17 protein-coding genes and 3 pseudogenes are annotated in these 23,411 nt (G+C 37.1%); 11 read left to right on the top strand and 9 right to left on the bottom strand.

The window, feature by feature from the left end; all coding sequences use genetic code 11:
- Nucleotides 1-8: 8 nt before the first annotated feature.
- The 3 genes from ABH959_RS28110 to ABH959_RS28100 all read right to left on the bottom strand — a co-directional run bounded on the left by ABH959_RS28110 (nt 9) and on the right by ABH959_RS28100 (nt 1,711).
- The gene (locus ABH959_RS28110) at nt 9-986 is read right to left on the bottom strand and encodes a CgeB family protein (RefSeq protein WP_002069618.1); all 978 of its coding nucleotides are present in this window, start codon (nt 984-986) and stop codon (nt 9-11) included.
- 34 nt (nt 987-1,020) lie between these two features.
- Nucleotides 1,021-1,263: a hypothetical protein gene (locus ABH959_RS28105; protein WP_033707502.1), complete on the bottom strand. Its 243-nt coding sequence runs from the start codon at nt 1,261-1,263 to the stop codon at nt 1,021-1,023.
- A gap of 214 nt (nt 1,264-1,477) precedes the next feature.
- Nucleotides 1,478-1,711 carry a hypothetical protein gene (locus ABH959_RS28100; RefSeq protein WP_002016601.1) on the bottom strand — a complete coding sequence of 78 codons (234 nt, stop codon included), beginning with the start codon at nt 1,709-1,711 and terminating at the stop codon, nt 1,478-1,480.
- Between the two features lie 203 nt (nt 1,712-1,914).
- Here ABH959_RS28100 and ABH959_RS28095 point away from each other — a divergent pair, with 203 nt between their 5' ends.
- The gene (locus ABH959_RS28095) at nt 1,915-2,115 is read left to right on the top strand and encodes a hypothetical protein (RefSeq protein ID WP_113938473.1); all 201 of its coding nucleotides are present in this window, start codon (nt 1,915-1,917) and stop codon (nt 2,113-2,115) included.
- A gap of 111 nt (nt 2,116-2,226) precedes the next feature.
- Nucleotides 2,227-2,766, top strand: a complete 540-nt coding sequence (locus tag ABH959_RS28090; protein WP_002069623.1) for a hypothetical protein — start codon at nt 2,227-2,229, stop codon at nt 2,764-2,766.
- Nucleotides 2,767-3,015: 249 nt separating this feature from the next.
- Here ABH959_RS28090 and ABH959_RS28085 read toward each other — a convergent pair whose 3' ends face one another.
- Complete coding sequence (locus ABH959_RS28085; protein ID WP_113938467.1) at nt 3,016-3,453, bottom strand: Lrp/AsnC family transcriptional regulator; 438 nt, start codon at nt 3,451-3,453, stop codon at nt 3,016-3,018.
- Between the two features lie 142 nt (nt 3,454-3,595).
- On the opposite strand from ABH959_RS28085, the gene ABH959_RS28080 reads away from it, so the two are divergent.
- Nucleotides 3,596-4,177: a DJ-1/PfpI family protein gene (locus ABH959_RS28080; protein ID WP_002069624.1), complete on the top strand. Its 582-nt coding sequence runs from the start codon at nt 3,596-3,598 to the stop codon at nt 4,175-4,177.
- A gap of 136 nt (nt 4,178-4,313) precedes the next feature.
- Nucleotides 4,314-4,949 carry a LysE family translocator gene (locus ABH959_RS28075; RefSeq protein ID WP_404493460.1) on the top strand — a complete coding sequence of 212 codons (636 nt, stop codon included), beginning with the start codon at nt 4,314-4,316 and terminating at the stop codon, nt 4,947-4,949.
- 688 nt (nt 4,950-5,637) lie between these two features.
- On the opposite strand, the gene ABH959_RS28070 is transcribed toward ABH959_RS28075, so the two are convergent.
- The gene (locus ABH959_RS28070; protein ID WP_404493458.1) at nt 5,638-7,431 is read right to left on the bottom strand and encodes a response regulator; all 1,794 of its coding nucleotides are present in this window, start codon (nt 7,429-7,431) and stop codon (nt 5,638-5,640) included.
- A gap of 422 nt (nt 7,432-7,853) precedes the next feature.
- Between ABH959_RS28070 and ABH959_RS28065 the strand changes: the two are divergent.
- Nucleotides 7,854-8,915, top strand: a pseudogene (locus ABH959_RS28065) (serine hydrolase domain-containing protein); the annotation flags it as partial.
- Nucleotides 8,916-9,190: 275 nt separating this feature from the next.
- Here ABH959_RS28065 and ABH959_RS28060 read toward each other — a convergent pair.
- Nucleotides 9,191-9,493, bottom strand: a pseudogene (locus ABH959_RS28060) (hypothetical protein); the annotation flags it as partial.
- Between the two features lie 675 nt (nt 9,494-10,168).
- On the opposite strand from ABH959_RS28060, the gene ABH959_RS28055 reads away from it, so the two are divergent.
- The 6 genes and pseudogenes from ABH959_RS28055 to ABH959_RS28030 all read left to right on the top strand — a co-directional run.
- Nucleotides 10,169-12,205 (top strand): DUF11 domain-containing protein, encoded by a 2,037-nt coding sequence (locus tag ABH959_RS28055; protein WP_002068929.1) that lies wholly within the window; start codon nt 10,169-10,171, stop codon nt 12,203-12,205.
- A gap of 63 nt (nt 12,206-12,268) precedes the next feature.
- A complete protein-coding gene (locus tag ABH959_RS28050; RefSeq protein ID WP_113938465.1) occupies nt 12,269-13,933 on the top strand; it encodes an alpha-helical endospore appendage domain-containing protein in 1,665 nt (554 codons plus the stop codon).
- Nucleotides 13,934-13,977: 44 nt separating this feature from the next.
- On the top strand, nt 13,978-14,703 hold the full coding sequence (locus ABH959_RS28045; protein ID WP_002169677.1) for a DUF11 domain-containing protein: 726 nt from the start codon (nt 13,978-13,980) through the stop codon (nt 14,701-14,703).
- 103 nt (nt 14,704-14,806) lie between these two features.
- Entirely contained in the window at nt 14,807-15,460 is a 654-nt protein-coding gene (locus ABH959_RS28040; protein ID WP_113938464.1) for a DUF11 domain-containing protein, read from the top strand.
- Nucleotides 15,461-15,496: 36 nt separating this feature from the next.
- The gene (locus tag ABH959_RS28035; protein ID WP_201039808.1) at nt 15,497-17,977 is read left to right on the top strand and encodes an RICIN domain-containing protein; all 2,481 of its coding nucleotides are present in this window, start codon (nt 15,497-15,499) and stop codon (nt 17,975-17,977) included.
- Nucleotides 17,978-18,135: 158 nt separating this feature from the next.
- A pseudogene (locus ABH959_RS28030) lies at nt 18,136-18,277 on the top strand (ABC transporter ATP-binding protein); the annotation flags it as partial.
- A gap of 520 nt (nt 18,278-18,797) precedes the next feature.
- Here ABH959_RS28030 and glsA read toward each other — a convergent pair.
- From glsA to brnQ, 3 genes are all read right to left on the bottom strand, one after another.
- On the bottom strand, nt 18,798-19,727 hold the full coding sequence (gene glsA, locus ABH959_RS28025) for a glutaminase A (RefSeq protein WP_002016963.1): 930 nt from the start codon (nt 19,725-19,727) through the stop codon (nt 18,798-18,800).
- A gap of 243 nt (nt 19,728-19,970) precedes the next feature.
- Nucleotides 19,971-21,428, bottom strand: a complete 1,458-nt coding sequence (locus tag ABH959_RS28020) for an alanine/glycine:cation symporter family protein (RefSeq protein ID WP_002166563.1) — start codon at nt 21,426-21,428, stop codon at nt 19,971-19,973.
- A 629-nt stretch (nt 21,429-22,057) separates the two neighbouring features.
- Nucleotides 22,058-23,383 (bottom strand): branched-chain amino acid transport system II carrier protein, encoded by a 1,326-nt coding sequence (brnQ, locus tag ABH959_RS28015; protein ID WP_404493453.1) that lies wholly within the window; start codon nt 23,381-23,383, stop codon nt 22,058-22,060.
- Nucleotides 23,384-23,411 lie beyond the last annotated feature (28 nt).

The following is a 23,411-nucleotide window of genomic DNA, read 5'->3' as shown; positions in this document are numbered from 1 at the left end:
TTAATAACCTAATAAAGTTGTGATTGTAAAATAGTCGTAATAAAATGGATTCTCTCATGAAAAGTATGCTGTGTAATAACTTTTGTATGAATTTTTTCGACCATTAATCTTTTCGAAATCGTATCATTCAAATGAAAAGATACTTTATTTAAACAGTCCTCAAAGCTATTATAGGATATAATTTCATCTTTATTGAAGAAAGATGAAAGGTCAGATTTTTCTTCAATAATTTGAAAGCCTTGGCAAGCTGCAATATCAAACGTACGATTATTAATGGTATTATTTTTTACTTTATTTTTATTTTTATTCTGTGAAAATAGATGACTACGATGAGGGTTTAATATAAGACTAGCGTTATTATAATAGAGTGCAACTTCTTGAGGTGGAATCCATTCTTCTATAATTTTAATTCTCCGGTGATTTTTCCATTTTTTAATTAACTTATTTCTCCAGTGTTGACCAATAACGGTATAGTGATAAGGGGTTTTTTCCAAAAGAAATTGCATCAATTTTACTCGGGTTGGATAAGGATATCCAATGAACAATATTTCACTTTTATATTTCGAATTTCTTAGACCAGGCTTAAATACATCTATATTAGTTGCTAATGGTAAGTGGTATACATTGGTATATCCTAAACCTGAATAATATTTAAGTGCTTCACTATCAATAGTAAATATAAAATCAAAGTTATTTAATAGAAGAAGAGAGGTATCTATATAAAATGGGTCCTCTGTTAACCAGACAGCTAATTTAATGTTCCTTTTTTTAAAATATTGAATTGCTTTTTGTGGTAGATGATTACCTAATAAGGTGAAAACAATATCAGGATGAAACGTTGTTGTAATGAAATCCAATTGCTCTATTAATTCACTCGGCTGTACTGCTAACCATTCGAAATTTTGATCGATAAGTGTTCTCTGTATGCTTTGATCTAGATATTGATAGATTTTTGAGTAACCAGAAGTAATGTATAAGAGTTTCATATTTCAATCCCTGCTTTAGGTTTAAAATATATTATCAGATAAATGTAACACTTTCTATTTCTTTACAACTGATCTTAGTAATACTTGTAGTAGGAGGAGTAACTGAATTTTCCTCTTCTAATGTGACGATACAAGTATTAGGGTTAAAATTTGTAAAAATAGCAGGTCCAATAATATTTCCAGATTTACCAGTCACAGTAACGACTTCGCCTGGTTGTAAATTTTTAAAAATACTACAGACTCCACCTGAACAACGAAATAAATTACATAAGAACAAATTTATCCCTCCTTTAAACAATATACTATATCATATGAAAGTATGTAGAGGGATGTGTAGACAAGTAACCTTTAGAAGGGAAAAAATTCAGTTTAAAGCAACTTATTGAAATGATAGATACAATGGAATAATACATTTTGATTAGATTATCCATAGTTAAGACATTCATTAGAATGTCTTAACTATGGATTGAACTTTAACCACTTGAAGCATCTTAAGGGGTGGTTAAAGTAACACTTTCTATATCTTCACAACTTATGAATATGGTATTGGTAGAAGAGGGGGTTATCACATCTTCTTCAACTAATACAACCGCACAAATAGTCGGAAAGAACAATGAAAAAGTAGCAGGTCCAATAATTTGTCCTGATTTAGTGGTAATTGTAACAACCGTTCCTGTTGGCCACGAAGAGAATAAAAAGCAAGCCAAACCTGTACATTCTGCCATATTAAGCCCTCCTAACTTTAAGTTTTGATTAATATAATACAATTCAATTCAAACATTTCATATTGTATGTGGTAACAATATGAAATGTTTGGACTAATAAAAAACTAGAATTATATAAAAACGTAAAAGTAGTATATTAACTTACATCTATCTTTTTTAGTTAGCCTGGATGTTATTTGTTTTTAAAAATATAATATTTTAATATAAAAGAAGTTAGTGAGAAATATCCTTGGGTTAAATGGTTTCAAAAAGATGGAAACTGGTATTATCGTGATAAAGAGGGCCCTCTGGTTAAAGGCCTACAATCTATAAATGGATACAAATACTACTTTAATAAAGATGGTGTTATGCAAACAGGCTTACAAACTATTAAGGGACAAGTATATTATTTTAAGAAAATTTAGTTTTGTTAGTTTGATAGCGATGGGTTTGTACTCCAACAAGGGGATTTATGGAAAATTGTAGAATGTAATAATTTGAAATTCTTATACCCAATTTTTTAGGAGTGACTACAAATGCGAATATATCCTGATTGTCCAATTATCACCAGAACAGTAGAGGTTGGCGGACTTACGAAATCGCAGCTTATTCAGAAATTGCAACAATACTCCATTTTGATGAATGAGTATGGAGAAAGACTGTTAGCTGATGATAAATTTACGACTTCTAATACAAAGTACAGCCTGGAGACCGTTGAACTAACCGTTATAGACCTTGGCTTTCCTGATGGAGCTACTACGGCTCAGCTCTTTAGAAGAGCGAGCGAACTTGGTTTGGAATTGTGTCCACTTGAGCTGGGACCTCAACTAAGACTGGAGTATCTGGTACAGCCTGAAGGTTATTTTGGGAATGCCTCACAACAACATCAAGCTCCATCTGGCTCCATCACAATAGCATCGGAGATATTAACTAAAGACGATGATTTTCCGAAAGGCTTTTATCTTAGACGAATTAACGGCGTGTTGTGGCTACGTGGATACATTGCTGACCATCTGCACGTTTGGAAGCCTGAAGACCACTTTATCTTTGTTAAACAAAAAAACTTTAAGAAGTGAGAAATAATGAGAAACTTACCTGCTTTTGTTCAACTAAAGGGGGACTTTACTTCATGAGACCGTCATTAGACGGTCTTTTTTATTTAGGGATCACCACATCATCATCAAGCTAATAAAAATGGGTTACCCCAAAACGATAAAAATGATTAGAGACCTTGATTTTTTTATACAAGTTAGAAAAATCAGGGTTATTTTTAAAGGATTGAGGATTATTGAGTAAGCAATAGTTAATTGATTATTCCAGTATTTTTATTCTTCACTAATAAAGGGAGCAATTATTTTTTTTTCATAAGAAGATAACACGATATTCGTTGATGGCGTACCATATTGCATTGTATCATCAATAAATTGTTCTAAACTTTCTACAGAATATGTTGCTAATTTGACAATATAGCTAATTTCCCCTGCTACTCTGTAACACTCAAGTACATCTGGATGATTATAGCAAAAGTTAGCTAATGATTTACAATCCTTTGATTTAAACAATATAAGTGCAGAAATTGGACGGTTTATTTTTTTTAGAGAAACATGTGCATGGTAGCCTTCAATAATTTGTTGCTCCTCTAACTTCCGTACTCGCTCAGTTACTGACGGAGAAGATAAATGAACGGCTTCTGCTAAATCCCTCATTGAAATTTTTGCATTTGACTGTAATAATCCCACGATTTTTTTATCAATTTGATCCATAAAGTATCCAACCTTTTTTTATAAACTAGAATAAACTAAATTCTTTATATAATAAAGTCGAACGATCGAATATCCTTATTAAACTTATTTATCAGCCTTCTATATTTGTATAAAATAAGGATATCAGGAGGCGATTTACGATATGAAAAAGATTTTATTATTATTAGCTGACGGATTTGAAGCAGTGGAAGCTAGTGTATTTACAGACGTACTAGGTTGGAATAAATGGGAGGGAGATGGATCAACCAAGGTCGTAACAGTTGGTCTTCGGAATAAATTAACCTGTACTTGGAATTTTACTGTCATACCTGAAAAAACAGTTGATGATATTCAATTAGATGAGTTTGATGCACTAGCTATTCCAGGAGGGTTTGAAGAAGCTGGTTTTTATCGGGATGCATACAGTAGAGAATTCTTAAATGTCATTCAACATTTTTATGTCAAGCAGAAGCCTATTGCCAGTATTTGTGTTGCATCATTAGCGCTTGGTAAAAGTGGGATTCTTACAGATAAAAAAGCCACCACATACAGTCATCCAACGAGTAAACGAAAAGAGCAGTTAAAGAATTTAGGTGCAATAGTACAAAATGATTTAATTGTTCAAGATGGAAATATTATTACATCTTCTAATCCAGGTACAGCTTTTGATGTTGCATTTTTATTACTTGAAAAACTAACATCTAAAAAGAACGCTAAACATGTAAGGGATCTTATGGGATTATAGGCATTGATCTTCAACAAAGGGGTACTTTATGAGTTTTTGGAGATTGCTAGAAGTAATGTGAAAAATCGCAACGCTCTAGTTTTATTTGTTGAACCAAGCGAAAAGAATAGTACTTGACTAAAATAGGAGAATTTTTATGATTGTAACACTTTTTACGTATATTATATTAGGTTTATCTTTATCAATACCTGCAGGTGCTATGACTGTCCAAATGACCAAACAAGGAATGAGAAATGGTTTCGTACATGGTTGGTTTGTAGGTATAGGAGGAATGACTGTAGATTTATCTTTAATTGTCCTGATTTATCTAGGGTTCTCTAGTGTATTAACCAATCCATGGGTAGAAGCAGTTATGTGGTTACTAGGTTTTGGTTTTTTAATGTTTATTGGAATAGAAAGTATTAAAGAAGCAAAATCAGAAGTTAACATAGAGGGAGAAAATCCTAATAAATCTTTATTAACAGCTTACTTATCTGGTTTTAAGATTGCTATATCACCGGCTAATATTGTATTTTGGATAGGGGTCTTTGGTCCGGTTCTAGTCTCTTCATTAGGTAATGCAAGTGCATCTACATTTATATTAATAGCTGTAGGTATTTTATTAGGTATCTTTATGCATGATATGGTCTTATTGGGTTTTGTTCATTTTACTAGACGTTTTCTAAATCCAATCTTTATTAAATGGGTATCTATATCTGCCGCAATAGTACTATTCGGATTTAGTGGTTATTTTGGTTACGAGTTTATAAAACAAGTAATTGCTTTTATCTAAAAAGCATAACTATTATAAACTTAAATATGGTGGTTATTATGTAAATGAAAAAGATGCGCATTTTAAACCCAAACGCAATATAATTGTAAATATATTACATTACGCAGTTACCCCCTCAGGAATTCGTTGGTTCCTAGGGGGTTTTTTATATTCCCTACGCATAGCCTTTAGAAAAAAGCAACAGCCTCCACTATAATTGACGTTTTATGAGCTTAGGTTGATAGCGATGGGGTAGCACCACATCGCTATCAACCTAAGAAATGCAAATACCCCATGCCCATCAACTTAAGAATTTTATAACGCCCCAAAAACAAAAAAATTGTACATTTTCACCTAAAGATGCCAATTTTCTCGTTTTAGAGTATTTGTTTTTTGGGGGGTTGATGGGCATGGGGGATAACAACGATTCGTTCTTTTTCGGACCACTTGTAAAAAACTTTGAAATGTATGATAAAACAATGACTTTAAGGTAATTAAATTTGAAGTTTTCAAGAAGATTTTCTTTAAATGTATTCCGTCCACTTATTTTCCAGCAATATTTACAGGTGTTCTGTAAACAAATTTTGTTAAATTCATTCCAAAAGTTAACGGAACTCTAATTCTGTTACTTAAAATAATTAGTGGCCCAAAAAATAGTAATCGTTGCCGTGCCCCGAATACGGAAAAATGATTATATCTTGAGTACCATCTACACAATATTTTCCTTTCGGGCCCTTGTTATTGCTTCTTCGCGGTTGTTGACGCTGAGCTTCGAGTAGAGAGTCGAGCAATAATTGCGGATCGTTCCCTCCGATAAAAATAATTTGGCGGCGATCGACTTATAACGCAGTCCACCTGACAGATGCTCCAGAATCTCCATTTCACGTTTCGTAAGCCCGTACGGGAAGTTTTCCTGACTTGAACCGATCTTCTCCAATTGCTCGCGTTGACTTTTCATCTCTTCGAAAATTCGCGTAGCGACCGATTGATCAATCCAGATTCCTCCGTTATAAATTAGTTTCAAGGCTTCCTTCATCTCTCGCGGATGAATCGACTTCAGCATGTAGCCCTCCGCCCCGTGCTCCAATGCAGTTGCTGCCTGCAAGGAATCCTCAAACGTTGTCATGAACACAACCTTCATATCAGGCCATCGTTGTTTCATCTCAAGTAAAGTTTCAATCCCGCTCATTCCCTGCATACTAATATCCATTAGCACGATATCCGGTTGGGACCGCTCACAATGTTCTAATGCTTCGCCACCGTCCCTGGCTGTACCAACTACGTTAAAATCAGTATGCTGATCCAAAATTTGCTTCAAACTGTCGGTAATGATCACCTGGTCGTTACCGAGCAGCAGGCGGATTGTATCATGTGCAGGCTCTGTCTGCAACGGAATATTACATATGACGAAAGTTCCTTGTTCTGGCTCGGAATGCACGGACACCGTGCCGTGAAATAGCTTAAGTCGTTCCTTCATCCCATTAAGTTCAAATCCAAATTGGATTTCTTCCATTCCGATGCCGTTATCTTCGATCTGTAACCTGAGCTGCTGACTCTCGAAATACAACTGAACGGATATCAAGCTCGCCGAACCGTGCCGAACCGCGTTGTTCAGAGACTCTTGAAGGCAACGATATAGACAAAAGTTTATTTTTTGCATAACGAGAGTCTCGCTGCCGATCACACGGAATTTGACCATTATACCTGTTGACTTCATAAAATCTTCGGTAAATTGCCGTAGAGATTCACTTAACGAATGGTTCAATGGAGTATGAGAGAGCTGATGCAGATGTTTTCGGATATCAACCAGACTGTGTTGGGCGATTCCGACAAGCGAATCGATCCTCTCTATCTGTGAATTCGGTACGGACGATCGCAGCGATTCGACGCCGACGATGAGTGAGGTAAGCGTATGGCCAATCGTGTCATGCAGCTCATGTGACAGCCGGCTGCGCTCCTCCATCAGCGTAAGTTCCTCAATCCGCTCAATATGCTGCTCCAACAATAGCTTTTGCTCATGAATAATTAGGGCTTGCTTATGGGACTGAATTAATATATTAAACGTGAAGCCGATGGCGAATCCAAAACCGTTGCTAACGATAAATTCATACGGGAGACGACCAGCGATCCAACCGTTCAATGCCGGCAATATGATTCCACAGAGGATACCTGTCCATACATAGGTTCTTCGATTGCTGGCCAAGCCGATATTCATCACAAGTAAAACGAAAGACCAAAGTAACTCCGGTGCTGTATAGGCTAAATAAAGATGAAAAACCCCCGCTGCCATGACGTCGACTGCAAGATACCAATCTGCATTTCTACACCAGGCGATTAATGGAACGAGATAAACGACGAAAGCAAAAGAAAATAAGAACCAAAAAGACGCATCGATTAATGACGGTTTGATAAAACTAGCGCTTATGATAATGACCATCCAAAGCGTTCGTATGGCCACAAATATCCAATCATACCAGAACCATTTTTTTATTATAGAGAACACGGATTATGCACACCTACTTGTATTTTTTAAAATAAATTCTGAATAAATCAAACCTATCATGCACCATAAACTTCTGATCCGTCAAGCGAAAGAGAGGGTAAACAGTTAGAATTTACTGTAACAAGCACGTCACATGAGATATTTGACAGTTTGTCATATGGTATATGTGACAAGTCCAATTCCGAGTGTCAACAAAAGTTTGGCGGTTTCATCACTATCCGATTTAACAATTTTGGGGGTAAGGTGAGGATGTAAAGCAACACAACATTCCAAAATAATAGGAGCGATACGTTATGAAATTACTCAAGATTCAAAAAGGAGCTGTACTTGCATTAACAGCTATATCGGCGAGTACACTGGTATTTTCTGCTTATGGGTCTGTAAACCCGGTACAGACTAAAGGCGCGGTACAAGTGGAGACAGAGAAGGAAAAGAAAAGCAAGCATCGGGATGAAGTCAAACGCGTCATTGATGAGGTGGTAACCATCAAAGGAGTCCCAAGTGTCATAGCTGGCGGGTTACAGAACGGGAAACGCTGGTCTTACGCTACAGGTACAGCCAGTTATGAAGTACCACACCCGGTGGAGTCCAATTTTTCATTCCGTATTGGAAGTATTTCAAAGACTTTCACAGCGTCCGTTGTATTACAGTTGGCTGACGAGAAAAAATTGAATCTGGATGATTCGGTTGAAAAATGGCTGCCAGGTGTCATAAAAGGTGAAGGGTATGATGGCAACAAAATTACGATCCGTCAGTTATTGAATCATACAAGCGGGCTTGCTAGCTATACAGATTTGGATTTCCGAGATATTACTTTGCCTCAAAATCCATACCGTTACTATTCCGTCGATGAGCTTATCGACCTTGGACTTTCAAAGCCACCTGTATTTGCACCAGGGAAGGGCTGGAATTATTCCAATATGAATACTGTACTAGCCGGTCAAATTATTCAAAAGGTAACAGGAGAAACGTATGCGGAGCAGATCAGGAAACGGTTTATCATACCGCTTGGAATGAAAGGGACATTTGTGATGGGAAATAGTCACGAAATTCCGGGTAAGCATGCCACAGGATATAATATGGATAGATCGGGTCATTTGTATGATTTAACAGAAATGAATCAATCATGGGCAAATGCGGCGGGAGATATAGTCTCAACAGTTAATGATTTGACTACCTTCTTCAGTGCGTTGTTGGGCGGGAAGCTTCTGACTCAAGAGATGATGGACCAGATGCACACAACAGTAGATGGACCTTTTGGTAAAGTCGGACTAGGGATTTATGAATTTAAAACAGCGGACGGGCAATCTTACTGGGGGCATGCCGGAGGTACTTTCGGATATGAATCGAGAGCCGTCGGATCTCTAGACGGGAAGCATATTCTGGTAACGTGCATCAACTCGGTAGGTCCACAAGTAGCGCCAGCTCACGATAAAATAATCAATAAGGAATTTAGCCATTACGCAAGTCTAAACAGACAGTGAATTATATATGTTTGACCTGCTTGGAAAACGAAAACATACCGATCTATACATGGTTACGAGTGCCGGATCATATCTATCACTCCTCATGGGATTTATACACAAAAGGACCGTCAAGATGTTTTCCTAGCGGTTTTTCTTATGAGATGGATGTATATTGTATTCATAGAAGTTAACATAAAGTCCTATTATGGGTAGAAAGAAAAAGGCGGATCCCTACTCTCACAAGGGAACCTCCTTTTTTTGTTCTACGGATCTATGCATTTTTTTATACATTCCTATCCTGGCGCGGTTTTAGGGTTCTTGTTTGTTACTGGATTAGCCGAAAAACTGTATAAAACCTTGCATGCTCTTAGCATGGTTTTTTTCCGAAATGCTGGCGGTGGCCAAGCGCTAAATAATCTGTGAATCAGCACAATTTCTCCTAAATGGTAGGAGTTGTGAGATGCAATATTGCGTAGCACACCGCCCGGGGTTTCACCAGGCCATTCCTCCAATGTTTTGTCCAATTGAACAGTTTGGGCAATCGTGCATGCCTGTTCAATCCCCTAAAGAAAATAATGAATAATCTGTTTCCACTTGAATAGGTTTTGCTTTTCCATACTAATCACGTCCTTTTTTAGAGTACTAGTATCAGTATGTCCAAGTTTCAGAGATTAGTTACATAAGTCATATAGTTTTTGCACTAGAACCATAAAAGTAAGTCTATGACCTATTTTTACACGTATCTCGGCTGTTCCCTATAAGAGGCCAAGTAAATAGAAGACAAAAAAGCGACCAATTTCAATTAGTTGCTTTTTTGTCTGTATTGTTCCACCAATCCCTATTCTTCAATTCGATTGGATCAGTGTAAAATATTCCTATTTTATCATCAGTATGTTTTGTTTCAACCTTCAAACGATAAATGCTAGGAGTTACAATCTGTCCAAATATCAAAATCTTTATAATTGTTAACTGAAAAATTTGAATGATATCATTTTTTTATTATTAGCCAAATAGAGATGTGGTGGTATTCCTATTAAATGATTTTCACAGCAGAACTGGATTTGAAATATATTTACCTGAAAAATCAGATAAATAATGATAAATAGAAAGAACATTTAATTATAGATATAGTTTTTCAGTGAGTGAAATATAATTTGTTTTATCAAATATTTACATAGGAGGCAATTATATGAATTAAAATCCCCGCTTAAGTTTTATTAAAAAATAAAATAATAGTTATTATTCTAGTTGTTATAGAAAGGACGAAGAGAATGTCAATAGTTCAGCGTTATACAACGACTACAAATGGTGCGATGACGTTTACAGGTAATACGCTAGGATTTGGTTCGAATAATCCTAGCTATAATGACATTGGAGCATTCATTACGTTGGATCTTACCCAACAAGTCCCAAGTTATCCAATAGGTAGTACATTGAATTGGAAATTGAATGCTTCTCAAGCAGTTCTGAAATTTCCTGTAGCTAGTGAAGTGCTGTATGCAGAGTTGATTTGGGGAGGTACCTCAAAATTTAATGCAGTGGATGTTACAGGAGATATTAACGTTCCCATTTCCTTAACTACCCCACAAGGTTCAATACAAACAATATCTCCTGATGCTACAACGGCCCAAGTAGTAGTGCATGAAAATCACACATTTTATATTCGTACAGCTGATGTTACTAAACTAATAAAGGCGAGTGGGGCAGGTTCTTATACTGTAAGTGGGGTACCAGCCACAATCCAACGGCCAAGTAAAAGTAATGCAGCAGGATGGACACTTGCTGTTATATATAAAAATCCTTCTTTACCTTCACGAAATATGAACTTATATGTTGGTGTGGCATCTGTTGAAAGAGGGAATGTAGTGGATCAAAAAATTAAAGGTTTTGGGACACCTGAATCCAAGCCATTTCAGGCAAGAGCTTTATTGACTGCTATCGAAGGCGATAGTTTCATTTCTAAAGACCAATTTTTATTTGGTCCATCCCCAGGCCAATTACAAGCCATTTTTGGACCGAATAACTTAGTGGATAACTTTTTCGCTTCACAGATTAATGATGATGGTGGAAACTTAGATACTAGTGGGACAGCGGGAAATAGTAATGTAACCCCAGGGCAAAAACAGTCTACACAGCGCTATGGCTGGGATATTACGAATGTGGATATTTCAAACGCCATGGAAATCTCACAAACTGAAGCGATTGCTCGGTTCAAAACAGATATGGACGGATTCATCCTTTCTGGATTAGGGATTCAAATTGATGTGAATAGTCCGGAGCTCAAGATAGACAAACAAGTGGATAAAGATATAGCAATAGTCGGAGATGAGTTAACTTACACAATTTTAGTAGAAAATAGTGGACTAGTAGAAGCTCAGAATTCCATTTTTAAAGATATTCTTCCAGATGAGTTAGAATTTGTGCAGAACAGCTTAACTATCGATGGGCAAGCCAAACCCGGGGAAAATCCAGCTAAAGGAGTCAATATCGGATTTGTAAGCATAGAAGGGCCAGTCGAGATCATATTTAAAGTGAAAGTGATTGCAGTCCCTACAGATGGAAAGGTGACTAATACGGGTAAGCTGGATTACGAGTTCCAAAGTGCAGCGGGTTTACCTCTCACATCAGGATCTAGTAGCTCAAATGAAGTAAATACTATCATTAAGCATGTACAAGTCGATCTCGTGAAAAGTGAAGATCGTTCGGTTTACGATAAAAAGGGAGATATTATCACCTACACGCTCGATATTACCAATAATGGAGATACTTCAGTAAATGCAATTTCTATTAAAGATGTCATACCTACAGGAACGGTACTCGTTCCAGGGAGTTTAAAAGTAAATGGTGCACCGGTGCTTGATGATTTAACAACAGGAATTCCTCTTGGTACATTAATTCCTGGCCAAACAGCTGTGATTACATTTCAAGTAGCGTTACAGAGTCCGTTGCCAGTGAAAGTAGATAACCAAGCAGAGGCAATTTATCAATTTCAGCTGAAACCAGGTAGCAATGTGCGTGAGGAAATAGTAACAAGTAACCTAATTACGGCGTGGTTGGAGACCGATTGTCAAAAAGCACAAAATCAGATTTTTGAATCAGTAGCACAACAAGAGCTCGGTTTGATGAAAATCCTTCAAGCAGAAAGTGTAAAGGTACAAGAAGCGGTAAAGGCATTTGAAGAAGAACGAATCTCTGCCCAAGAACTTGCTAGGATTAATCAGAGTGTCGAAAAAGTAGTCCAAAAAGCTACACAGTTGGAGAAATTATTAAAAGATAAATTAGAAATTGCTAAGCAGATTTGTTGTTAGTAGATTAATGAGAAAGAAGCACAAGAATTTATAGCTTTATTTAGATTGAAAAGGGGGAAGAATATGCCATTTATTCATCGTTTCACCCAAACAACCAATGGTGCGATTACATTTACAGGAAATACATTAGGTTATGCAGATGGAAGTACAGATATCGGGGCTTTTTTGACAACAGATAGTTCTAAACAAGTGTCAGGCTATCCAGCTGGAAGTACAATGAACTGGCAAGAAAATTCCTCTTTGGCTATGCTGAGAATCCCTGCAGACAGTGAAATATTGTATGCCGAGTTGATCTGGGGTGGATCGACTAAAGATCAATATACTGATGTTCGTTCAGCTATCAATACTTCGATTACTTTTACTACCCCAGCTGCTACTGTATCCATCGCACCAGATGCCTTCACTGCACGAGAAGAGTCCGTCTTTGGCGGTCAAGTTTTCTATGTTCGCTCTGCGAATGTAACTGAATTTGTACAAAAAGGTGGAGCTGGAACTTATATAGTAGGTGGTATTCCCGGAACGGTAAGAGATTGTACTTTTTTTCTAGCTTCTACCAATACAGTGGGATGGACGTTGGCTGTCGCTTATAAACATCCATTACTTAAAATTCGAAATATGAATATTTATGTTGGGTCTCAAGTGATTTCTATGTCTAATCCTCCAGTGGATGAGTTGATTTATAATTTTAAAACACCAGAAGGTGGGGATATCCAGGGACGTGTCATGCTTACGGCACTGGAAGGAAACTCTAATCTTCCTGGCGATCGCTTTGAATTTGGTCCCAATCGTTCGTCGCTTTCGGTGATATCTGGTCCGAATAATCCTGGAAATAATTTTTTTGCGTCGCAGATTAACGATGATCTAGGAAATTTAGATACTAGTGGAACTGCTGGAACGCTCAATAAGCCTCTTGGATCAGACGGATTTGGCGTACGATCGGGTTGGGATATCACGAATGTAGATATTTCTCACACGTTGCATCATAGTCAAACCGAGGCAATCGCCCGTATTGCGACGGCGCAAGATACCTATTTGGTGAGTGGATATGGAGTACAGATTGACGCCAATAGCCCAATCGTAAAAATGAATAAGTCGGGGGATAAAAAACAAGCTGTAGTAGGTGAAATAGTAACTTACACTTTGGAAGTAAAAAATGATGGCTATGTAGATGCGACTAATGTGATTCTTCAGGACTACTTAGATCCAGAACTTGAATATTTACCAGATAGTTTACGAATCAGAGGTGCGGCATGGCCAGGACAAGATATTGCTAAGGGTGTGAACATTGGTACTTTGGCTGTAGGAGAAACAGTCCTCATCACGTATCAAGCGAAAATCATGAAAGAGCCTGATGATAAAGTGGTGCATAATCAAGCATCGATGATCTTTGATTTTCAGAGTAGACCAGATTTACCTATATCGACAGCGACGAGTATTAGTAACAAACCTGGGATTGAAGTGATTGAGCCACCTACCTGTGAAGAAGGGAAAAATCAGATTATCCAAACGATTGCTGAGGCGGAACAAAGCATTGCTAGGATTATGCGGGCAGAAGCAGAAAAAATTGAAGTAGCTGCTCGTGCGTTTGGAGATAAGAAAATAGGAGTCCAAGATCTCATCGCTGTCAATGAAAGTGTGGAGGATATGTTAGACAGCCTAATCGTACTAGAATCAGTGCTTAAAGATAAACTCGCTGTTATCCAAGAAATTTGTGATTTTTGCTCATAACATCCATATATAATTTGATTCGATGATGGAAAGGGTGATGAAATATGTCTCAAAGTCGGGGGTATGTAAATATGAAAACTGAGGCGAATAGATTAATGGAGGATAGTCTGAAGATGGAAATAAATAAAAAAGTAAACAAAAATGAGGCAAAAGTAAAAGATATTTTGACTTATACCGTTCTTGTAACAAATATGGATCCTGTTGACGCACAAAACACTATCTTGAAAGATATCCTTCCAAAAGAGTTGAAGTTTGTTCCAGGTAGTGTCTTTGTGGATGGTGTGCCTCAACCTAGTGTGAATGTAAATAATGGGATTAAGCTAGGAATGGTAGGAACAGGAGAACTGATTGAAGTGACATTCCAAGCGAAAGTAATCAATATTCCTCCAGATGAGCTAGTGAAAAATAAAGCCACCTTAAATTATGAATTTGAAAGTGCTTCTGGATCGCCTATCAAAAAAGGAGAAGCAGCCAGTAATATAACAGAGACAAAAGTGATTGTGCGTCCTCCTACTAACTGTGAGAACAATCAAAGTACCATCGAATTTTCAATTAAACAGGAAGAGAAGGCCATTCAGGAGTTACTGGATGCAGAGGCAGAAAAAATAAAGACGGCAAATCAAGCCTTTAATAGTGGTAGGATTACAAAAAATGAACAGAATTTGATTATTCAGAGTGAAAATAGTGTTTCTCAAACATTATCTACATTGAAACAAGAACTACAGAACAAGAGAAATACGATTCAGGATTTATGTAGTGGTTGTAAGTAGAGAAGAAGAGGATGTCTTACTTTCCCTCAGATGCTTTTGAAAAATAGGGAATCTGATTCATCACTAATAAGGTATGAATTACAGAAAAGAAAGGGAGAGGCACATGTCTAATTTTCCGAAAGTGAGTATAGAAAAGGAAGTAGACAAAATTGATGCGGTGGTAGGAGATATTCTAACATATACGTTTACCATTTCCAATGATAGTCTAATTGATGTTACTAATTGTCATTTTAAGGATTTTCTATCAGAAGAGGTGCAGTTTGTCCCGAATAGTGTGGAAATTGACGGTGAATCAAAACCTGGTGAAGATCCAACGAAAACGATTGTACTTGATAGACTATCCATTGAAGGGCCTATCATCATTACATTTAAAGTTGAAGTGATTAAACCTCATTCTAGTGGAGTGATTAGGAATAAAGCTTACATGGGCTCTCAGTATTCAGGTGGTTATGTAGATGCGGTCAGTAACGAAGTACAAACCAATGTGCCAGCAGGACGAACAACCTGTGAATGGTCACGTGACTTAATCATTCATTCCATCGCACAAGAGGAAAAAAGTCTAGCCATGATTCTTTACATGGAAGGCGAAAAGATTCAAGCAGCAATTAATTCATTCCGAGGTGGCCGGATTAAAGTGACGGATTTGCTAGCAATTAACAAGAGTGCAAAGGAAGCAGTTCAGCAAATTGCTAATCTGGAAAAAGAGTTGAAGAAAAAGTTAGATCAAGTTAAAGACCTATGTTGTGGTTGTAAGTAGGGATAGGAATAGATAAATAGAGAAAGGGTGAGAATCATGGCGTTTATTCAGCGATATTCAACCACGACTAACGGAGCGGTTACTTTTACTGGCAACACACTGGGTCTAAGTAATACCAATATCAGTTATACAGATATTGGTGCATTTATCACATTAGATTTGTCTAAGCAGGTACCAGGATATCCTACAGGTACCACACTGGATTGGAAAGAAAATGCTTCTGCTGCACAGCTTCGCTTACCAACGGGAAGCATAGTATTATATGCAGAGCTAATTTGGGGTGGATCAACAAAAACGAGTACCGAGGATGTGACGAGTGAAATAGATCGGACCATAACGTTAATCTCACCAAAAGGGAGCACCCTCATTACGCCAGATCCGACTACGAGTCAGCAAGTAGCTCAGGCGAACCAAATATTTTATGTTCGCTCTGCCAATGTTACTAGTTTTATAGATGCAGGTGGGGCTGGTAATTATACTGTCAGTGGTGTACCAGCGACAGTACAAAGATATAAAGGGAACAACGTGGGGGGATGGACTTTATCTGTGGTTTATAAAGATCCTACATTGCCTCTTCGAAATATGAACATTCATGTCGGAACTGCATCGATTGAGAAAACGGGATCAGTAAGCCAGAAAATTTCTGGCTTCTCTACGCCTGAACTTGGTGATGTCAAAGCAAGATTGTTGCTAACCGCAATGGAAGGAGATTCAAAGATTCCAGGAGATCAGTTACTTTTTGGAAAAGATGCCTCTTCTTTAAAGCCCATTTCAGGTCCCAATAATCCGATTGACAACTTCTTTGCTTCACAAATTAATGATGATGCAGGGAATCTAGATACGAGTGGTACCTATGGGAATGTAAATGTCATACCAGGAAGTGCCGGACCAGCAGTTCGTTATAATTGGGATATTACCAATGTGGACGCTTCTACAGCTATGGAGAATTCACAAACGGAGGCATTAGTTCAACTGACTTCGAAATCAGATGGTTATATAGTGACAGGTCTGGGTGTCCAAATTGATGTGAATAGTCCAGAAATCAAAATTAATAAAGAAGTAGATAAAGAAGCAGCTATCGTGGGTGAAATCCTTACTTACACTCTATTAATTGAAAACAGTGGAATGACCGAAGCACAAAAAACTATTTTAAAAGACACTCTTCCACCAGAATTAAAGTTTGTTGAAGGCAGCTTACAGATCGATGGCGTTCCTATACCTGGTGGAGATCCGACAAAAGGAGTAGACATTGGTTCCATATCTATCGAAGGCCCGACGGAAGTTACCTTTCAAGCCTTAGTATTAAAAGTGCCACCAGACAATAGAGCGGTGAATAAAGCTACTGTCGTGTATGATTTCCAAAGTGCCCCAGGCTTACCGGTCTCTTCAGGTACAGCAGATAGTAATGAAGCCATTACGGTCATTCGAAAAGTAGAGGTAGAGGTAGTGAAACGGCAAGACATGTCAGTTTATGTCAAGGCAGGTAACATTGTAACCTATACCATTGAAGTTGCTAATACAGGTGATACACAACTGACCGATGTCGTAATTGAGGATCAAGTTCCAAATGGAACGAAGTTGGTTCCAGGCAGTTTACAGATAGATGGGCGCCCTCTCTCAGGCAATATAGAAAGTGGCGTGAATATTGGTACGGTAGAGCCCGGGACGACGACAAGAGTCACCTTCCAAGTGTTGATTGATAACCCAGTGCCTAAGAAAGTGACAAACAAAGCAAAAGTTGATTATAAATATAAGCTTATTCCTGATGGACAAATTTATCGTAAAGTAGAAATGACGAATGAAGTGACAGCTATTCACGAAAGCAATTGTAAAGAAGCACAGAAGAAAATCGTGACAGGTATTGGAGAAGCTGAGTTAGCGGCTGCAGGAGTAATCGTAGCAGAAAAATTAAAAATACAAGATGCAATTCGGGCCTTCAACGAAGGGAAGCAGAGTGCAGAAGAATTACTCAATGAGAATGAACAGTTGACCCACAAACTAACAAAAATAATTTTAGACGAAAAATTGCAACAAGATACATTGCAAAAAGCAAAAATACTTTGTTGCGATGGTATTGAAGGGATTGACTACAGTGGTGTCTATATCATCAAAAATAAAGGAAGTCAAAAAGTATTAGATATATGTAGCGCCTCAATGGATAATGGTGTAAACGTCCAACAATGGGATTATAACGACGGAGATCATCAAAAATGGGAACTAGAGAAGATGGCAGATGGGTATTATAAAATCAAAGCAGTTCATAGTGGGAAATTGCTTACTGTGTCCGGAGCTTCAAACAGTGATGGTGCGAATGTAGAACAATGGGAAGACATTGGTGGAGATAATCAAAAATGGAAAATCGAAAAAAATTCGGATGGAACGCTTAAATTGATAGCTAAGCATAGCGGTCAATTACTTGATCTGAAGAGTAGTATACAAAACAATGGTGCTAATATTCAACAATGGCCAGACAATGGTACAGATGCTCAATGTTGGGAATTGACAAAATTAAAATAATACTTTTTATAAAATAAAGTATGTGTTTCGATATAGTAGCACAAAGTAGAAGTATTTGCTTTTAATAAAAACGGTAGAATAAACTTTAAAAAGAAAAGACATGAGTCATTGAGAAGTATAGACTCATGTCTTTTTTGTGTTATGGTGTAAAAAATTATTTAATAGAAGAAATCGAAAATACATTTGATGAGGTAATCTTTTTAAAAAGACGGAAATATTGTATTACATGAAAACGTAGAGGAAATTCGTTTTCATCAAGGTAAAGCAGTACATGAGTTGTTTAGGGAGGTTTTTGAGTAATGAATTCACTTTTATAGAGGTATCGTGGATTCTTTAGATGTATGAAAATAAAAACTTAAGACTATTCAAATTCCAACCCTCTTATTGATGGGCGTAATGATTGGTACCATGATACCTCAAACCGGATTATATATCATTGTAATGCTATTAATGATATTGTTTACAATCACTTGGGTTACCATGAATCGACAAATTCACAGTCAACCTATAGAGTAGAATCTGCTCCCTTATTTTTGGGTGTGAGGCAAAGCATGGAGAGAAGAGTATTTCCTAAAAAAGTGCTCCTAGATAAATCTAGGAGCACTTTTTTGGATGTAGTTACTGGTTTTATTGGATGGTGAACACCAGCAGTTAGATAATAACTTATGAATGTGAACTACTCACCACTTAGCAAAGTTTGAAGAGGGAGCTTCTTAGTTCCACGACGAAAGTAACCTTTCGTCTCCCTGAGCTTTACTTCGGGGTGTTCCACCCCTAGATGTCCAACGCTTGAGGAAGGAGAATTCTTTCGGGGAATTCGTTAAAACATACTCCAGCCTTCTTGTGCGGAAAGTAGTTCTAGTATTTTAAAACCAGCTATACTATTTCCATTAGCATCTAGAGCGGGTCCAAAAATACCAATTCCCATTTCTCCTTTTACGCATCCGAATATCCCACCGGCAACCCCACTCTTGGCGGGTATTCCGACGCGAATTGCAAATTCACCAGATTCGTTGTACATGCCGCATGTGACCATAAATGTTTTACAAATTTTTGTTATATGTTCCGGAACGATTTGTTTTTTTCTATATGGATCATATCCATCCATTGCAAAAATCAAACCAATCCGTGCTAAATCAATGCAGTTTACCTCAATTGCGCATTGACGTGTGTATAAGTCCATTAACGCCTCTACATCGCCATTGATAATGTTATTTTGTTTCATATAGTAGCAAAGAGAACGATTCAAGTAAGCTGTTTCTAATTCAGAGCCGGCTACTTTTGAAGAGTAATTAATCGTAGGATTGTCCGTAATATCACGCACAAAGGAAAGAATCCGTTCCATCTTCTCATCATTACTATCCCCTGTTAGTATACTTGTAATCGCTAGTGCTCCTGCGTTAATCATTGGATTGAGTGGTTTAGAAGGGTTAGCTGTTTCTAGTTTTATAATAGAATTAAAAGGGTCACCAGTTGGCTCCATTCCAACTTTAGAAAATACAGACTCTTCGCCACGCTCTAAAAGTGCAAGTGCAAGCGTAATTACTTTTGAAATACTTTGAAGGGTAAAAAGCGTTTGGGAGTTCCCAGCATGGATATAATCTGTTTCTTTATGATAAATTGCAATCCCTAAATCATCTGGATTTGCATTTCTTAGTTCTGGGATATAAGTAGCCAGTTTCCCTTTTTTTGTATATGATTGTACTTGCTCTAGTAATTGTTCTAGGTTATTTGTTTGAATACAGTGCATAACTAATACGTCCTTTTCCTTTTTATTAAATGTATTCTCTCTAATTCATCTGAAGGTTAATAAAATTTTTGGTGAAATGGATAGATATTGTCTGAAATATTATAAACGTGCAAGTTCATAATCTCCTATTTCCACAACTTTTTAGTTGTGTTCATATAATCTGTATTTAATAAACGACCTGAATAAAGGTGCATCTTCGGTATTCTAAAAATTGACTCCTCTGTATTTAAGAAAAGATTTTTGTTATCCAATCTTTTCTTGGGTGCTTTCGCTGTTCCAGCATTCAGTATTATTTAAATTAGGAATATTAGTTGCATAGAAAATCGGATCTTTTCCGGCTTTCTTTTGCCTTATATAATCTTTGAGGGCGGAGAAAGCATATTTTCCAAGGAGGATGATTGCAATTAGGTTGAAAATGGCCATAATCCCCATGAATAAATCTGCAATATCCCACACAATTTTAACCGTTGCTATAGAACCTAGCATTACCATACCAATTACCGAAATACGATATATCAGTAATAATGTCTTACTACCACTTAAGAACTCAATGTTTGTTTCCCCATAATAATAGTTCCCAACGAGAGAACTAAAGGCAAATAGAAAAATAGCTATTGCTACAAAGGTAGGTGCCCATGGTCCAATATGAGTTTTTAATGCTTCTTGTGTTAATTGAATCCCATTCAGGTCTGTAGCATTGTGCATATCGGATAGAAGGATCATAAATGCAGTACAACTACAAATTATTAGTGTATCCGTAAAAACACCAAGCGTTTGAATAAATCCTTGTTTAACAGGATGTGTAACATTGGCAGTCGCAGCTGCGTTTGGCGCACTTCCCATGCCAGCTTCATTTGAAAATAAACCACGCTTTACTCCTAGAAGAATCGCAGCACCAAGCCCTCCGCCTACAACTTCCTTAATACCAAAAGCATGCAGCAAAATTTCTTTGAATAAAATAGGAACTTGCGTAATATTTGTAATAACCACAAATAGTGCAACACCAACATAAAGAATCGCCATAAATGGTACAATCATTTCTGCGACACGAGCAATCCGTTTTACGCCTCCAAAAATGATTAGTGCTATCAAACCTACTAGTATACAGCCGACAATTGTAGGCTCTAGGTTGAATGCGTTTTCAAATGCTAGCGTAACCGTATTCGCTTGAACAGCATTAAACACAAGACCAAAGCAAACTGTAATTAAAATTGAGAAAATAACTCCCATCCAGCGTTTATTTAATCCTTTTTCCATATAGTAAGCTGGACCGCCTCGAAATTTATTTCCATCTTTTACTTTGTATATTTGAGCAAGTGTACTTTCAACAAATGCAGAAGCTCCTCCAATTATTGCGATAAGCCACATCCAAAATATTGCACCGGGTCCGCCGGTGGAAATCGCAATGGCGACACCAGCTAGATTTCCTGTACCAACGCGAGAAGCTGTACTCATGCAAAATGCTTGAAAAGAAGAAACTCCATTTTTTTCTTTTTGTGCTTTACGAGTTGAGGAACTTGCACCATCACTAAGTAAGCGAATCATTTCACCAACATAGCGAAATTGTACAAACCTTGTTTGAATTGTAAAATAGCATCCAACCCCAATTAAAAGAGCAATTAGGATGTAACCCCATAAAAATTCATTTGTAATTCCAATGAATTTGTGGATGGGAGTGATTACATCTTTAATAAAATCCATATGCTTACTCCTCCTTATTCTAATGAATATATTTATCTAAAAAGACGTGGATTCAGTATGACAAAGAAAATAAGCGGAAACATGATGTGCAAAGATTATTTTATCTTTTTCCGACAGAACACTTCCTCCTCAATTTGTGTGAAGGTGTGATAGCACCAGCAGGTAGGTGGGAAATAAATGTCGGATGGCGTAAGTCAAAACGTTTGCTACCATATACTTGTACAGATTGCTCGTTGAAAACTGAAGATATGAGGTTGGTTGCAGAAAAATCGTTGCAATCGTAAAATCTTCAACGTTCCATCGTCCCACGCTTGCCGAAGTTGCGAAAACCAAGCTAAAGTAGGAAGCGTGATGAGTCAACGTACAAGACACTACAGTTCTTCCCGTAGGAACTACGGGAAGAGCCTGCTAAGATAACTGGTGGATATATCGATGTTCGCAGGAATCCCCCACTTCAAACATCTCGTAAGAGTGTTAAGTGGGGGGAGTTCAAAGAAGCTACCATAATGTTATTACCAGGAAAAATTCAATCCCGATACTATTTTCGTTTATATATTTTCTTTTTGTACACGAATCAGACGCCCCTTTAGAGTTACATTGTTCCAATGATTACAATTGCCTTAATGATTTTAGGTAGTAGAACATTGTTTAGTTCTTCCTGAAATCATCAAACCAATCAAACTACCAAGTAAGGCTATTAAAATCCATCCCATTCCTTCATTGTATAGAGGAACGTATTGCATGAAAGTAAGCAACGAGTCACTAGCAAGTTCTGCTGTTTCTAATCCTTGTACTATACTAATCAGTAATGCTCCTAAAACTGATCCAACATAGACAGCCTGCTTATCTTTTATAAACCGATCAAAAAAAGCGAGGATAATTAGCACAATTGCTACAGGATAGATAACAATTAGGATAGGTAGGGAAAGTTTAATTAGCATAGACAAACCAAGGTTTGATACCCCAAAGCTAAATAAGCAAATAATTAAAATGATTTTGTTATAAGAAATCTTTGGAAATAGTGTTGTGAAAAATCTCCCACATGCTGAAACGAGTCCTACAGATGTAGTTAAACATGCAAATAACATTGTGATTCCTAATAAGGAAAGACCATATTGACCAAATAAATGTTGTACTACATTTGTTAATAACACACTTCCGTTTTCAAATGTGCCAAATGTTTGAGAAGTAGCTCCAATATAAGCAAGTGATATATATATGATAGATAATCCAAGTGCGGCTATAAGACCTGCTACTATAGTAGATTTAGCAATGGATTTTTTATTTGTAACACCTTTTTCTTTTATAGCGTTAATTACGATAATTCCAAATACGAGAGCAGCAAGGGCATCCATTGTTAAAAACCCTTCAATAAATCCTTTGAAAAAAGGAGATTCCTGATATGAATCAGAGGGTGTTGAAATAGATCCAACTGGTGAAGAAATTGCTTTAACAATAATAATACTAATCATGATTAGTAACAGCGGGGTTAAATATTTTCCAATTCTATCTACCAATTTAGAGGGATTTAAAGATAGTAAAAACGTTATACCGAAATATACAAAAGTATATAGGAGTAATATATACCATTGATTTTGCATGGTGGTACTTAAAAAGGGGGCAACTGCCATTTCATATGAAACAGTGCCTGTACGAGGAATGGCGAAAAAAGGGCCGATTGCTAAATAAATGATAAGAGGGATAATAACACCACAGGCGGGGTGAATCCTACTAGCAAGGGTACTAACATTTCCACCAAAAAGGGAAATAGCAGCGATGGCTAATAATGGAAGTCCAATGCTACTCACAACAAATCCTGAAATTGATATCCAAATATTCGTTCCAGATGAATATCCTAATAATGGAGGAAATATCATATTACCTGCACCGAAAAATATTGCAAACAGCATAAGTCCAATAGGGATTGTTTCTTTAAAAGTTAACGATTGTTTCATAGAGTACTCTCCTTTTTTGACGAAAAAT

It is taken from the genome of Bacillus sp. RC51, assembly GCF_044908115.1.
Taxonomy (GTDB): domain Bacteria; phylum Bacillota; class Bacilli; order Bacillales; family Bacillaceae_G; genus Bacillus_A; species Bacillus_A mycoides.
The sequence above is the reverse complement of the archived record's forward strand: the minus strand, read 5'-3'. Positions and strand labels throughout refer to the sequence as shown.

What these genes read in the sequence shown, in the direction of transcription:
- ABH959_RS28110 (WP_002069618.1), bottom strand. Translation starts at nt 986, where the DNA reads ATGAAACTCTTATACATTACTTCTGGTTACTCAAAAATCTATCAATAT.
- ABH959_RS28100 (WP_002016601.1), bottom strand. Translation starts at nt 1,711, where the DNA reads ATGGCAGAATGTACAGGTTTGGCTTGCTTTTTATTCTCTTCGTGGCCA.
- ABH959_RS28090 (WP_002069623.1), top strand. Translation starts at nt 2,227, where the DNA reads ATGCGAATATATCCTGATTGTCCAATTATCACCAGAACAGTAGAGGTT.
- ABH959_RS28085 (WP_113938467.1), bottom strand. Translation starts at nt 3,453, where the DNA reads ATGGATCAAATTGATAAAAAAATCGTGGGATTATTACAGTCAAATGCA.
- ABH959_RS28080 (WP_002069624.1), top strand. Translation starts at nt 3,596, where the DNA reads ATGAAAAAGATTTTATTATTATTAGCTGACGGATTTGAAGCAGTGGAA.
- ABH959_RS28075 (WP_404493460.1), top strand. Translation starts at nt 4,314, where the DNA reads ATGATTGTAACACTTTTTACGTATATTATATTAGGTTTATCTTTATCA.
- ABH959_RS28055 (WP_002068929.1), top strand. Translation starts at nt 10,169, where the DNA reads ATGTCAATAGTTCAGCGTTATACAACGACTACAAATGGTGCGATGACG.
- ABH959_RS28050 (WP_113938465.1), top strand. Translation starts at nt 12,269, where the DNA reads ATGCCATTTATTCATCGTTTCACCCAAACAACCAATGGTGCGATTACA.
- ABH959_RS28045 (WP_002169677.1), top strand. Translation starts at nt 13,978, where the DNA reads ATGTCTCAAAGTCGGGGGTATGTAAATATGAAAACTGAGGCGAATAGA.
- ABH959_RS28040 (WP_113938464.1), top strand. Translation starts at nt 14,807, where the DNA reads ATGTCTAATTTTCCGAAAGTGAGTATAGAAAAGGAAGTAGACAAAATT.
- ABH959_RS28035 (WP_201039808.1), top strand. Translation starts at nt 15,497, where the DNA reads ATGGCGTTTATTCAGCGATATTCAACCACGACTAACGGAGCGGTTACT.
- glsA (WP_002016963.1), bottom strand. Translation starts at nt 19,727, where the DNA reads ATGCACTGTATTCAAACAAATAACCTAGAACAATTACTAGAGCAAGTA.
- ABH959_RS28020 (WP_002166563.1), bottom strand. Translation starts at nt 21,428, where the DNA reads ATGGATTTTATTAAAGATGTAATCACTCCCATCCACAAATTCATTGGA.
- brnQ (WP_404493453.1), bottom strand. Translation starts at nt 23,383, where the DNA reads ATGAAACAATCGTTAACTTTTAAAGAAACAATCCCTATTGGACTTATG.